At 71.8% G+C, this 12,689-nt stretch carries 12 protein-coding genes and 1 tRNA gene; 6 read left to right on the forward strand and 7 right to left on the reverse strand.

Going from position 1 to position 12,689, the window contains the following annotated elements; translation table 11 throughout:
- Positions 1 to 446: 446 nt before the first annotated feature.
- From FFA01_RS14930 to galU, 6 genes are all read right to left on the reverse strand, one after another.
- Complete coding sequence (locus tag FFA01_RS14930; protein ID WP_146856984.1) at positions 447 to 1,265, reverse strand: dienelactone hydrolase family protein; 819 nt, start codon at positions 1,263 to 1,265, stop codon at positions 447 to 449.
- On the reverse strand, positions 1,262 to 1,468 hold the full coding sequence (locus tag FFA01_RS14935) for a hypothetical protein (RefSeq protein ID WP_146856985.1): 207 nt from the start codon (positions 1,466 to 1,468) through the stop codon (positions 1,262 to 1,264). Before FFA01_RS14935 ends, FFA01_RS14930 begins: the two co-directional genes overlap by 4 nt.
- Before the next feature lie 157 nt (positions 1,469 to 1,625).
- A tRNA-Ala gene (locus FFA01_RS14940) sits at positions 1,626 to 1,698 on the reverse strand.
- A gap of 62 nt (positions 1,699 to 1,760) precedes the next feature.
- Entirely contained in the window at positions 1,761 to 2,837 is a 1,077-nt protein-coding gene (locus FFA01_RS14945; protein ID WP_146856986.1) for a hypothetical protein, read from the reverse strand.
- Between the two features lie 135 nt (positions 2,838 to 2,972).
- Entirely contained in the window at positions 2,973 to 3,620 is a 648-nt protein-coding gene (locus FFA01_RS14950; RefSeq protein WP_146856987.1) for a GNAT family N-acetyltransferase, read from the reverse strand.
- Between the two features lie 12 nt (positions 3,621 to 3,632).
- Positions 3,633 to 4,526, reverse strand: a complete 894-nt coding sequence (galU, locus tag FFA01_RS14955; protein WP_146856988.1) for a UTP--glucose-1-phosphate uridylyltransferase GalU — start codon at positions 4,524 to 4,526, stop codon at positions 3,633 to 3,635.
- A gap of 66 nt (positions 4,527 to 4,592) precedes the next feature.
- Here galU and FFA01_RS14960 point away from each other — a divergent pair, with 66 nt between their 5' ends.
- From FFA01_RS14960 to mscL, 3 genes are all read left to right on the forward strand, one after another.
- Positions 4,593 to 5,171, forward strand: a complete 579-nt coding sequence (locus FFA01_RS14960) for a 5-formyltetrahydrofolate cyclo-ligase (RefSeq protein ID WP_146856989.1) — start codon at positions 4,593 to 4,595, stop codon at positions 5,169 to 5,171.
- Between the two features lie 29 nt (positions 5,172 to 5,200).
- Entirely contained in the window at positions 5,201 to 5,587 is a 387-nt protein-coding gene (locus FFA01_RS14965; RefSeq protein WP_146856990.1) for an FmdB family zinc ribbon protein, read from the forward strand.
- A gap of 87 nt (positions 5,588 to 5,674) precedes the next feature.
- On the forward strand, positions 5,675 to 6,169 hold the full coding sequence (mscL, locus tag FFA01_RS14970) for a large conductance mechanosensitive channel protein MscL (protein ID WP_146856991.1): 495 nt from the start codon (positions 5,675 to 5,677) through the stop codon (positions 6,167 to 6,169).
- A 395-nt stretch (positions 6,170 to 6,564) separates the two neighbouring features.
- Here the strand turns inward: mscL and FFA01_RS14975 are convergent, their stop codons facing one another.
- Positions 6,565 to 10,332 (reverse strand): AAA family ATPase, encoded by a 3,768-nt coding sequence (locus tag FFA01_RS14975; RefSeq protein WP_146856992.1) that lies wholly within the window; start codon positions 10,330 to 10,332, stop codon positions 6,565 to 6,567.
- Positions 10,333 to 10,637: 305 nt separating this feature from the next.
- Between FFA01_RS14975 and FFA01_RS14980 the strand changes: the two genes are divergently transcribed.
- From FFA01_RS14980 to FFA01_RS14990, 3 genes are all read left to right on the forward strand, one after another.
- Positions 10,638 to 11,081, forward strand: coding sequence for a hypothetical protein (locus FFA01_RS14980; RefSeq protein WP_146856993.1), 444 nt, complete (start codon positions 10,638 to 10,640; stop codon positions 11,079 to 11,081).
- Between the two features lie 309 nt (positions 11,082 to 11,390).
- A complete protein-coding gene (locus FFA01_RS14985; protein ID WP_146856994.1) occupies positions 11,391 to 11,597 on the forward strand; it encodes a YegP family protein in 207 nt (68 codons plus the stop codon).
- A 7-nt stretch (positions 11,598 to 11,604) separates the two neighbouring features.
- Positions 11,605 to 12,573 (forward strand): epimerase, encoded by a 969-nt coding sequence (locus tag FFA01_RS14990; RefSeq protein ID WP_146856995.1) that lies wholly within the window; start codon positions 11,605 to 11,607, stop codon positions 12,571 to 12,573.
- Positions 12,574 to 12,689 lie beyond the last annotated feature (116 nt).

Raw genomic sequence — 12,689 nt, forward strand, 5'->3', positions numbered from 1 at the left:
TTCGCCCGCTCGCCCACCCCCTCGCCGCACCCCGCCCCCTCGCCGCACCCCCTTCCCGTAGCGTGCAAATCGCGACGGATCGGCGACGAATCGGGGTGTTCGAAGCCCGGAACCCTGCTTTTCGAGCGGAATGGTCGGGTTCGGTACTCGTCCAGGCGTGTATTCCGGTCGGGTTCGGCACTGGTCCTCGCAGAGGAGTCGAGCCGAACCCGACCTCGATACGAGCCGCTCGCGTACCGAACCCGACGGATCCGCTCGACGTGCCGTCCTCAAACCCGAAAAACCGGTTGCCGGACGCCGCCCGGTCGCGATTTGCACACACCCTGAGCGGCGAACCGGCGGGCACGACATCAGGGAGGCACGGGTCAGCCGGCGCCGGACCCTCGCCTCCGCGATCGCACTCGGGAGGCGCGGGGCGGCTCACCTGCCGACCCGCGCCTCCCGCATCACGACGGTTCGGCAGCCAACCGCTCGTGCAGGAACGAGACGACGCGGTCGCGTGCCGCCAGCGCCGGCTGACCGGGCATGTCGCGCACCTCGCCGGTCAGCACCGAGTGGGCGGACCCGGCGAAACCCCACTCGTTGCCGGGAGACGAGTCGAGTTCGATGACCTCGAAGGCTCCCCCGAGCCGGTCGGCGATCGCCTGGAAGCGAGCGGCGGGCACGACGGAGTCCTCGCTGAACCGGAGGCCGATGGCGCAGACCGCACCGGCGTCGGCACGGGCGGCGACGGCGTCGAACTCCGCGGCGGACAGGCCGGGATCGACCCGATGGGCCCGAGACACCGGGAACGGCACTCCGGGCTGGCTGAGCACCGACGCCCGCACCGAATCGTCGACCGCCGCCGCGAGGGCGAAACCTCCGGTGAAGCACATGCCGATCACGCCGACCCCGGAACCCGGGGTGCGGTCGGCGAGGTCGGCGGCGACCGCCCGCAGGTAGTCGGTGATCGGCCGGTGCGCTCCGGTCGCGAACGCCCGGAACTCCGACGAGACGCAGAGCCTCGACACCACCCGCAGCGTGTAGCCGACCGTGGCCGCCCGGCCCGGCTCGCCGAACGGCGACGGCACGACGACCGTGAACCCCGAGGCGACGAGGTGGTCGGCCAGACCCAGCACCTCGGGCGTGATCCCGGGCACCTCGGGGATCAGCACCACGCCGGGCCCCGTGCCCTTCTCGTAGCAGTCGTAGGTGAGGCCGCCGCCGGTGAAGGGCGCACGGCTCCAGCCGGCCAGGGTCGACGTCGGTGCGGCGGCGGGGCTCACCCGCGCACCACGGCCGAGAACTCGTATTCGCCGTAGGAGTGGGCGGCCTCGCGCAGGTGGTGGAGCGCCTCCTCGGCCTGCAGGAGGGACGAGTACGGTCCGCGGCCCGGCTCGCCGGGCAGACGGCACGGGTACGAGTAGTGCAGGTACCAGACCGGGCGACCGTGGTCGTCCAGGGAGCTGAGTTCGACTGCGAGTGTCATGGCTGGATGCTAGGACCGCGACGCCCCCGCGTCACCCACTCACAGCAGAATCTTGCAATCCGTGCACCGAAGGCGGCGGAGCCCACACCTCCCGCTGTTCCGACGAGCACGGAGGAATGCGAAAAGGCCCTCCGTGAGGAGGACCTTTCGCATTCCGTGGAGCTAAGGGGATTCGAACCCCTGACCTTCTCATTGCGAACGAGACGCGCTACCAACTGCGCCATAGCCCCGGAAACTGCTCTGCAACGATAGCACCCCGGCGGGGGCGGTCAAACCGGGCGGCTCGGGCGTGTCAGACGGCGCGGCGCCGCTCGAGGGCCTCATCGAGCCGGAACGTCGACTCGCCGAGGTCGTCGATGATGCCCATGCGGGCGAACGGGCTGACGACCGCAGGAGGCGCGGGCTGGGCGGCCGGCTCGGGTCGCGTCGCCGGGGTGGTCGCCTCGGGCGCCGGCGGGGCGGGACGGTCGCGTCCGACCCGGCTCGGGGCGTTCAGCGCGGCCTCGGCCCGTGCCGCCTGGCGCAGCGCGTCGAGCTGCGCCTCGCGGAGCGCCTGAACCGAGCGCGCGGACTCGGCACGCAGCTCGGGCGCGGCGTCGGTCCGTGACGCGGTCGACGCCCCGGCGGCAGCGCCGGCGGCGTTCGAGGCGACGGCGCGCTGACGGCCACGACGGAGGTAGAGCGGCTTGGGCACGGGGACCGGGGTCCACTCGCGGGAGACGGCGGGCTCGCTGTCACGCGCCTCCTCGGCTCGCTCGCCGGAGCTCATGACGCCGGCGAAGTCACGGAAGGGCTGCGCCACGGGAGGCGCGGCGACGGCCTGGCGGCGCGACCGGGCTCGGGACACGGCGGCGAGCTGCGAGAGCATGGCGACGGCGCCCGCACCGAAGACGAGCCCGGCCACGCCGAGCACCCATGCGCCCCGCAGGTCGAGAGCGGCGAACACGACGGCGACGACGCTGACGACCAGCGTCACCGTCGACACGAGTCGTGAACGGCGGAGGCGCCTCGCCGCCAGGGCGGGGTCGCGATCGGCGGCGGAGAGCTTGGGACCCGCGGCGGCGAGCTCGCGGGTGATGGCCCGCTGACGGGCCGCCTCGTGCGCTCGGCGCAGGGCCTCGCGCCGTGCCTCCTCGTCGCGGAGGATGCGCTGGGCGTCGGCGACCGACTTGGCGTTGGCCTCGATGCGGACCTCCTCCGGCAGCTCGGCGGTCTGCGCGAGGATCCGCAGCGTCTGCTGCAGCCGCACCGCGTTGCGCTCGGTGGCCAGGTACTCCTGACGCTTGTGCCAGGTGGGCACGAGGTAGACGAGCCAGAGCACGGCGACGAGCGCCAGCACGACGCCACCACCCCAGGACTCGATGTTCATGGTCACAAAGGTATGAGTGCGGACCGCGCCGGGCGGTGCAGTCGACAGGTGTGTCTGGACGATCGGGAGGGAAAGTCCACCCGGGGAGGGCTGAGAGCCCGCGGGCGCCGGATCGGCACGGCGGACCGCGCCCGATCAGATCGGCAGGCTGCGCCCGGCCTCGGCGAGCGCCTCGGGCGGCACGCTGCCCTGGCCGGCGGGGACCATGCCCGTCGTCCATCGTCGCAGCACGCCCTCGGGCACCTCTTCGGCGACGAGCGCGAAGCAGAAGTGGTCGCGCCACATGCCGTTGATGTGGATGTACCGACGTCGGAGACCCTCGTAGCGGAAGCCGAGCTTCTCGACGACGCGGAGCGAGGGCCCGTTCTCGGGGCGGATGCAGATCTCCATGCGGTGCAGTCCGAGGGCACGGAAGCAGTGATCGGTCGCCAGGGCGACGGCGATCGGCGTCGCGTTGTGCCCGGCGGCGGCCTGGGTCACCCAGTAGCCGATCGTGGCCGAGCCGAGCGAGCCGTAGGTGATGCCGCTGACGTTGAGCTGCCCGACGAAACGGCCGTCGAGCTCGATCGCGAACGGCAGACCGAGACCGGCCCGCGCGTTCATCTGCAGGGAGCGGATGCTGCCACGGACGTCGTGGCTGGTGAACCCGTTGGGGTTCGTGGCCTCCCATTGGCGCAGCCACGAGCGGTTCTCGCCGAGGGCCGCGTCGAGGTCACGGGTGTCACGCAGACGGAGGGGCCGGATGCCGACCCGCCCCTCCGCCAGCGTGGGGATGTTCGCCACAGGTGTGTTCGCCTACTCCAGTCCGGCCGTGAACTCTTTGAGCCACGGACGCAGCTCTCCGCCGATGTCCTCGCGGTCGCTGGCGAGCTGCACGATCGCCTTGATGTAGTCGAGCTTGTCACCGGTGTCGTAGCGGCGCCCGCGGAACACGACGCCGTACACGCCGCCGGTCCACTCCTCCGCGCTGGCCATCTTCATCAGGGCGTCGGTGAGCTGGATCTCGCCGCCCTTGCCGGGCTCCTGCTTCTCGAGCACGTCGAAGACCTCGGGGCGGATGACGTAGCGGCCGATGATGGCCAGGTTCGAGGGCGCCTCGCCCTGGGCGGGCTTCTCGACGAGCCCGGTGATCTTCACGACGTCGTCGGTGTCGGTCTTCTCGACGGTGGCGATGCCGTAGAGGTGCGTCTGCGACGGATCGACCTCGAGCAGGGCCACGACGGTGGCGTTCTTCTCGCCCTGCACCTCGATCATGCGCGAGAGCAGCGGGTCGCGGGCGTCGATGATGTCGTCGCCGAGCAGCACGGCGAACGGCTCGCGGCCGACGTGCATCTTGGCGCGCAGTACGGCGTGGCCGAGGCCCAGCGGGTCGCCCTGGCGCACGTAGTGCATGTCGGCCAGGTCGGTGGACTGGTTGACCTTGGCGAGCTTGTCGTGGTCGCCCTTCTTCTTCAGGGTCTCCTCGAGCTCGGACACGTGGTCGAAGTGGTTCTCGAGCGCGTTCTTGTTGCGCCCCGTGATCATCAGCACGTCGGTCAGGCCGGCGGTGACGGCCTCCTCGACGACGTACTGGATCGCCGGCTTGTCGACGACCGGGAGCATCTCCTTCGGCATGGCTTTGGTCGCGGGGAGGAATCGGGTGCCGAGTCCCGCTGCGGGAATGACTGCTTTGGAAATTGTGAAGCCCATGCGGCACAGCGTATCGACCCGCGACGTTTCGTGGGGGTTACGTTTGCTCCCCCTACGATTAGGGACATGACGGACGAGGTCGGCAACGAGAAACGTGCCCTGCGCGCCGAGCTGCGTCAGCGGCGCCGCAACCAGAGCGACCACGAGAAGGCGCAGGCGAGCGAGGGCATCACCCGTCACCTGATCGACATCGCCACCCGGCTCTCGGTGCGGTCGGTCTCGGCCTACCTGTCGGCGGCCGACGAGCCCGACACGCGCCCGTTCGTCAACTGGGCCTTCGCCCACGACATCCGGGTGCTGTTCCCGATCTCACGAGAAGACGGCCTGCTCGACTGGGCCGTCGGCGACGGCGAGAGCGAGACCCGCGGCCTGTTCGGGCTCCCCGAGCCGGTCGGCGAGGTCCTCAGCCCGATGGCGATCAACGACGTCGACCTGATCATCGTGCCCGCCGCGCTGATCGACCACGGCGGCATGCGCATGGGCTGGGGCCGCGGCTACTTCGACAAGACCCTCGGGTCGATGGAGAAACGCCCGCCGGTCTATGCTGTGGTCTTCGACCCCGAGTACGTCGACTCCGTGCCGCGCGAACGGCACGACCAGCCCGTCGACGGGGTCGTCACCCCCTCCGGCATCCACGAGTTCTGACTCGTCGCCCTTTCTCCTGAGGAACCGCTGTGCCCACGTATTCCTACCGTTGCACCGAGTGCGACAACGCCTTCGACATCGTCCAGTCGTTCACCGACGACACGCTGACGGTCTGCCCGGTCTGCGAGGGCCGGCTCCGCAAGGTCTTCAGCCCCGTCGGCGTCACGTTCAACGGGTCGGGCTTCTACCGCACCGACTCGCGCGGCTCGGGGTCGAAGGGCTCCGGCTCGGGCTCCGGCTCGGGCTCCGGCGACAAGACCGCTTCGACCCCGGCCTCCTCCGGGTCGTCCGACAAGGGCGGCTCAGGAGGCGCGGGCACGACCTCGACGTCGGGCGGCGGCACCAGCGGGTCCGGCTCCTCCGGCGGCGGCTCGTCGAGCGGCGGGTCGTCGGCGAAGGGCTCCGGCGCCGCCTGATCGGCGCGCGTCGCGGACAACCCCTCGATCGGTGGTTGAGTGGTTCCTGAGAACGTCTCAGACCAACCGATCCGAAGGAGCTCACCCGTGAAGGGTTTCAAAGAATTCATCCTGCGCGGCAACGTGATCGACCTCGCGGTCGCCGTGGTCATCGGCGCCGCGTTCACCGCGATCGTCACCTCGCTCGTCACCAACATCTTCAACCCGCTGATCGGAGCGGCCTTCGACGCCGCCTCGCTCGACGAGAGCCTCGTCGTCACGATCCCGACCCTCTCGGGCAAGTCGGCCGACCTGCTGTTCGGCGCCGTGATCGGGTCGGCGATCCAGTTCGTCATCATCGCCGCGGTCGTCTACTTCTGCCTCGTGCTGCCGGTCAACGGCCTGCTCAAGCGCACCTTCGCCCGCCAGAAGGCGGAGGAGACGCCCGTCGACGTGCCGCCGACCGACGTCGAGCTGCTCAGCGAGATCCGCGACCTGCTGCGCGCCCAGAACGCGCCCGTGACGGCCTCCGGCTCGCACGCGGCCCCCGTCGCCGACGCGTCGGACGCGAACACCGCCAACGGCCCCCTCGGGAGCCGCTGACCCTGCTCCCCCGGGCGCACGCGCGCCCGCGAACGGCCTGCCACGATCCCTCGTGGCGGGCCGTTCGCCTGACCGCTCCCGGATCGCGCGGCGGGTCCCCTGCACCGTCGGCGGGTCAGCGCCGACCCGCCTGCCGTGCGCGGAACCCGCCGCCCCCGCCCACGCGTGGGGCGCTCCGCGGGGTCAGCCCCAGTGAGGCGGCACGTCGGCACGCAGGCGCTGGTCGTTCTCGCCCGACCCCTGCCGAGGAGGCTCGGGTGCCGGAGTCGGGTCGCTGCCGGGCACCGGATCGGTCGTCACCCGACGCCCGGCTCGACGCCGCACCACGAGGGGTCGCTGCTCGGCCGCCTCGACGACGCCAGGGGTGTCGTCGCCGGACGTCGCGCCTCCTCGGGTCACCCGCGGTTGACGTGCTGGCTGGCCGGCACGCTCGGGATCTCGGTCGTGCGCGCGCCGTCGATGCCGAGCACCTCGGCCACGCGCGACGCCACGGCGTCGGGGTCGGTGAAGAGCTGGAACGCGTGCACCCGGACGTAGTGCCACCCCAGGCGGCGCAGCGTCTCGGGGCGTGAGCGCAGGGACTCGCGCAGGCTCGTGCGCGACAGCGTGGTGTCGGTCTCGATCGAGACGCAGACGCCGTCGTGCGCGGCCACGAGGCCGAGCTTGCCGCGGTGGCCGAGGGCCACCGGGATGCCCTTGGCCTCGAGGCGACGGGCCAGGTCGACGAGCATCGGATCGCTGTCGTCGGGCACGTGCTCGGCGGTGGTGCGGACCTGCACCTCGGTGAGGATCTCGGAGAGGGCGACCGTGCCGTGCCCCATGCGACCGCCGTCGATGTCGCGCGGCTGGAAGCAGGTCACGATCACCATCGAACGACGGGCCCTGGTCATCGCGACCGCGAGCAGGCGTTCGCCGCCCGGCTGCCCGAGGGGGCCGAAGTCGCTCAGCACGCGGCCGTGGGGCGTCCGGCCGTAGCCGATCGAGAAGATCACGTGATCGCGGCTCTGGGCGACGCTCTGCTCGAGGGTCGCCACCATGAACGGCTCCGCGCGGTCGCCGACGACGAACTCGGTGAGGTCCTTGTGGCCGGACACCGCCGTCAGCACGGCCTGCTGCACCCGGACGGCGTGCTTGGCGCTGGCCGTGATCACCATCAGCGACTCGCGGGGACGAGTGCGCGCATGCTCGACGACGAGGGACACCACGCGGTCGACCTCGGCGTCGACGCTCTCGACCGCGCCCGACTCGGGGTCGGGGACGGCCGTGCCGCCCGACACGTAGTCGAGCGCGATGCTGCCGTGTCCGAGGAAGCTGCCCGCCCAGGGCAGCGACTCGATGCGCCCGCCGTAGAAGCGGCGGTTGACCAGCTCGGCGAGGTCCTCGCCGCCGGCCCGGTAGCTGCGGGTCAGCGAGAGCACGGGCAGCAGCGTCGACAGTCGGGCGAGGGCGCTGTCGGAGTGCAGCGCCTCGAGCGTGGCGTCGTCGTGCGACGGCGGACGCTTGCCGGGCGTCACCGCGATGTCGAACTCGGCGGGGGTCTGCGTGACGGGGTCGCCGAAGGCGACGGTCTGCTTGCCGCGACGGATCGCGCCGACGTTCTCGGCGATGGTCGTGGCTCCGGCGTCGACGAGGATCACCGTGTCGAACGGCACGGTGTCGGCGATCGTGTGCACCTCGTAGGGCGAGGCGATCCACACCGGCGCGATCGACCGCGAGAGGTGCGGTGCGGCGTCGTGCAGCAGCCGGGCCGTGACGTGCTCCTGACGGAGGAGGCGCTTGAGGGCGGCGGCCTCGTCCGGCCAGTCGACCAGGCCGATCGTCCAGTTCTCGGCCAGCAGCCAGCCGAGCAGCTGCGCGCTGCCGGCGGCGTGCGCCTCGTCGACCAGGCGGAAGTCCGCCTCGAGACGGTCGAGCATGGCGGTGTTCGCACCGAGCAGGGCGCGGTCGGCCTCGAGCAGCGACTCGAGCGCCGAACGCCACCAGGCCAGCTCGAGCTCGGCGGCGACCTGCTGCTCGGGGACGTGCCGGTTGGCGAGGTCGGTGAGCAGGGGCGTGAGCTCGAGGTCGCGCAGCGTCGTCATCAGCTCGGTGCGCTCCTGCAGGTTCTGCAGGACGTCGCTCTCCGCCGCCAGGGCCTCGAGGCGCTGCTGCAGTTCGACGACGCCGATCTCGGTCAGGCCGTCGTCGCCGGAGAGTCCGAGGGGACGGTCGAGACGCTCCAGATCCTGCGAGACCTGCTGGTGCAGCACGTGCGTGTCGGCGATGCCGGTCGGCACCTCGGGCGGCGTGCCCGCGGCGACGTAGCGCTGCCAGACGAGGCGCTGCTGCTGGATCCGCTGCAGGGCGCTGTGCAGGTCGGCGATGTGGACGCCGGGACGGACGTACTCGCGGGCGAGCTTCTTCAGCCGTCGACGGTTGGCGCTCGACATGTCGGGCGCCTCGCGCTTCGGCGCCGTCGCGGCGACGAGCTCGGCGACCGAGCGGTCGAAGACGACGGGGAGGAACTTGTCGAGCGTGTCGCGGATCTCGGTCAGGAGGCGCAGGTAGACGCTCAGCTCGGCGATCGACTCGAACGGGCGCATCCGGGTGCTGCCGATCACGTCGTTCGCCCGCTCGAGGAGGCGGGGCAGATCGCGGTGGTGCAGGTTCTTCGCGAGCTGGTGGGCGTCGCCGGCGCCGAGCGTCTCGGTGAACTGCGATCCGTACCAGGGCGAGTCGCCGGGGCCGTAGCGGAACTCGCCCAGGTTGGCCGCGTTGACCATCGTCTCGGCGACGCGCGAGCGGCCGTCCACCATCGCCTCGACGCTGCGCCGGCTCAGCCGGGCCGTCGTGGCCGGCGACGCGGGCAGCAGCGCGAGGCGCGACAGCTCGGTGAGGCAGTCGAGCACCGACACCTCGAGGCGCGGGTCCTTCTTGCTGAGGGCTCCCCGGTAGTCGACGAGCACCTTGCGCAGGCGCACGAGGGCGTCGTCGACCTCGCCCATCTGGGGCTTGGCGGCCTTCTCGTTGCGGCCGATGGCGCGGATCACGTCGCGGCGGAGGGTCTTCGGCGCGACCGCGACGCCGGGCAGGCCGATCTCGGTGAGACGGTCGCCGATGCCGTTGAGGGTCGCCCGGCGGGCGCTGACCACCAGCACGCGCTTGTTCTGCGACACGAGCCGGCCGAGGGCGTTGACGATCGTCTGCGTGCCGCCCGTCCCGGGCAGCGTCTTGACGACGACCGAGTTGCCGGCGGCGATCTGCGCCACGACGTTCTCCTGCTCGGGGTCGGCGTCGAGCAGCAGGGTGTCGGTCTCGGGGCTGCGCTCGTCCTGCGGCGTCGCCGACGCGGACCGGTGCGCCTCGGCGACCTGGCGGAGGGCCATCGCGTTGCCGGCGAGGGCGTCGAGCACGGGGTGCCCGAGCTCGCGGGTGTCGAGGGCCATCTCGGTGCCGACCTCCGCGAAGGTCGAGACGACGAGCCTCGGCTGCACGGTGAACCACTCGAGGTGGGCCGTGAGGCCGCGGAGGCGGTCGATCACCGGGTTGGGCGTGAAAGACCCCTCGCGGCTGGCGAGGGCGACGAAGGACTCGGCGTCGAGGGCGATGTCGAACTGCTCGTGGAGGGCGTCCACGAGGGCCGGGTTGAGGAACGGCTTGCCCAGCAGCTTGACCTCGAAGTCGCGGCCGTGACGGCGGATCGCCAACGGGCGGAGCAGCACGGGAGCGCGGTAGTCGTGGCCGGCGTGCGACCAGGCGGCGACGCCGATCGCGAGGTGCACGGCGTCGATGCCGCGGACGGTCGCCAGCTCGAGGCCCTTCGCCGCGATCTCGCCGGCCGCGATGCGGGCCGTGCGCAGGGCGAGGTCGTCGCGGATGAGGCTCGACAGGAGGGTGGTCTTGCCGGTGATGAACTGCGCGAGACCGCCCGGGTGGGTCGTGCTCAACTCGATGCGGGCGCGCTGCTCGTCGCCGAAGTGCAGCAGGGTCGAGCGCCCCCCGATGTCGGAGAGCTGCTGACGCCACACGGCCCAGACGGGTTCGGCCGCGTTGCCGACCGAGAGGCCCGGGTCACCGAGGCTCACCGTGTGGGGGGAGGCGGCGCCACCGGGCGCGCTCGTCGGGACGACGACGGAACGGGTTCCGTCGTCGTCGTTGTCATGCTGTCTGTCGGCGCGCCACACAGTGCCACCTTAAGCCGTCGATGCCGTGTTATCGGGCAGGACGGGCGGTTCGGGCCGGACCGATCGCCGACTCGGTGCCGGACAGGGGTCCTCGACCTGCGCGCCGAGGGGGCGAGAGCGACACATGATGCCCATCGCGCGACAGGCCGATCACGTGGGATCCGACCTCCGACGAGAGGAGAGCAGCACATCTCATCGGGGCGCTCAGCCGCTGTCACGACGATCTCATATGGCCTGCAGTATGGTCATCACAGTCGATTGCACAACGCACCGCCGCCTACCACGCCGACCATCGGGAGACGACCATGCCCTTCGAACAGAAGTACTCCGACGAGATCCGCGAGCAGTCGCTCGGCCGCGTCCTCGAGCGCCGAGCGTCCGAACCGGGCAATCGATCGATCATCCGCGAGACGGCCGCGGAGTTCGGAGTCGGCGAGCAGTCGCTGCGCGGATGGATCCGGGCCCACGAGAGAGCCATCGCCCCGATCACGCTCGAGCCCGCCCCCGACCCGGCTGACCCGACGGTGCGGGACGACGCACCGGCAGGCCCGGCGAGCGCGGGGACGCGCCCGGGTCGCGCGGGCGGCGGCGCCGGCGGCGCAGGCGGCGCGAAGATCCCCGGCGGTGCGGGCGGCCCCCGAGCCGTCGCGACGAGGGACCGCGTGGACGAGCTCGAACTCGAGGTGGCGAGGCTGCGCCGTGATCGCGAGGCGCTCAAGTCGGCGATGGCGGTCCTGCTGGCCGACTGACGACGGGCGAGGCGTGACCCGCGACGCGCGACGCGCGACGCGGGCGGCGCGAGCTGCAGAAGCGACACAGGGAGCGCCCGGCCCCGTCTCTGCCTTCAAGGACCGAGCGCCCGTCTGGGTGAGCGAACGGCGCGACCTCCGACCCTCGAGGGGGGATCGATGCCGGATGGTCGCGCCGCAGCCCGTCCAGTATGGACAGCGGCATTCTGCATGTCAAATACTGTGAGCGGCGCGCTGGTGGTCGTCCCTCCCGGGGTCGTACAGTGTGGCCACACCGACAGCGCGTCGCATGTCCGACTGGGGGCCACCATGGCAGGCAAGTTCATCGTCACCCGAGACACCGGCGGGGAGTACCGCTTCGTGCTGACCACCGCCGCCGGAGAGGTCGTCGCGAGCTCCGAGCCGTACAAGCAGAAGGGCTCGGCGATGAACGGCATCGACGCCGTGCGTCGACTCGCCGCCGACGCCATCGTCGACGACCGCACCGAGTCGGCCACGCCGACCCACGCCGACTGATCGCCGCGTGAGCGAGCACATCGTTCTGGCCGGCGCCTCCGGGTTCATCGGTCGGCACCTGGCCGAGGCCTTCCGCGCCGAGGGCGCCCGCGTCAGCCTGATCGGCCGCACCGGGCCCGACGCCCGGTGGGGCGACACGGCTGCGATCACCGAGCTGCTGGACGGCGCCGACCTCGTCGTCAACCTGGCGGGCAAGAGCGTGAACTGCCGGTACTCGCCGGCGAACCGCGCCGAGATCCTGCGGTCCCGGGTCGAGACCACCCGCGAACTGGGCGAGGCGATGGCCGCCTGCGCCGTGCCTCCTCGGCTCTGGTTGAACTCCTCGACCTCGACCATCTACCGGCACGCCGACGACCGGCCGATGACCGAGTCCGACGGCGAGATCGGCTCGGGGTTCTCAGTCGACGTCGCCACCGCGTGGGAGGCCGAGCTCGACCGCCACGAGCTGCCCGACACCCGTCGCGTGGCCATGCGGATCGCCATCGTCCTCGGCGACGGCGGAGCCCTGATCCCCCTGATCAACCTCGCCCGCGGCGGACTCGGCGGGCCGCAGCTCGACGGCCGCTGGCCCGCCACCCGCTCGCGTCTGTGGGCCGGCACCTACCACCGGCGCGCGACCCCGGGCGGTCGCCAGAGGTTCAGCTGGATCCACATCGACGACATGGTCGGCGCGATCCGCTGGCTGCGCGACCACGACGAGATCGCCGGACCGGTGAACTTCGCGTCGCCGAACCCGGTCGACAACCGGACCGTCATGGACGTGATCCGCCGCGCGGTCGGGATGCCGTTCGGGCTGCCCGCGTTCCGCTGGATGCTCGAGATCGGCATGGCGGCGTTCCGCACCGAGACCGAGCTCGTGCTCAAGAGCCGCTGGGCCGAGCCGGAGCGGCTCGTCGAGAGCGGGTACGTCTTCGCGCATCCGCGGATCGAGGAGGCGGTCGGCACGATCGTCGCGGAGCGTCGCCGGCGTCGGTAGTCGCGTCTCGGGCGGTGCCCGGGTGCGGTGCACCGCCTCTCGTGCAGCGCACCGCGTTCCGTGCACCGCACCCGGACTAGTCCCGGTGCAACGACCGGAACGTGGTGCGAACCGCC

This window comes from Frigoribacterium faeni (assembly GCF_007988805.1).
GTDB lineage: Bacteria > Actinomycetota > Actinomycetes > Actinomycetales > Microbacteriaceae > Frigoribacterium > Frigoribacterium faeni.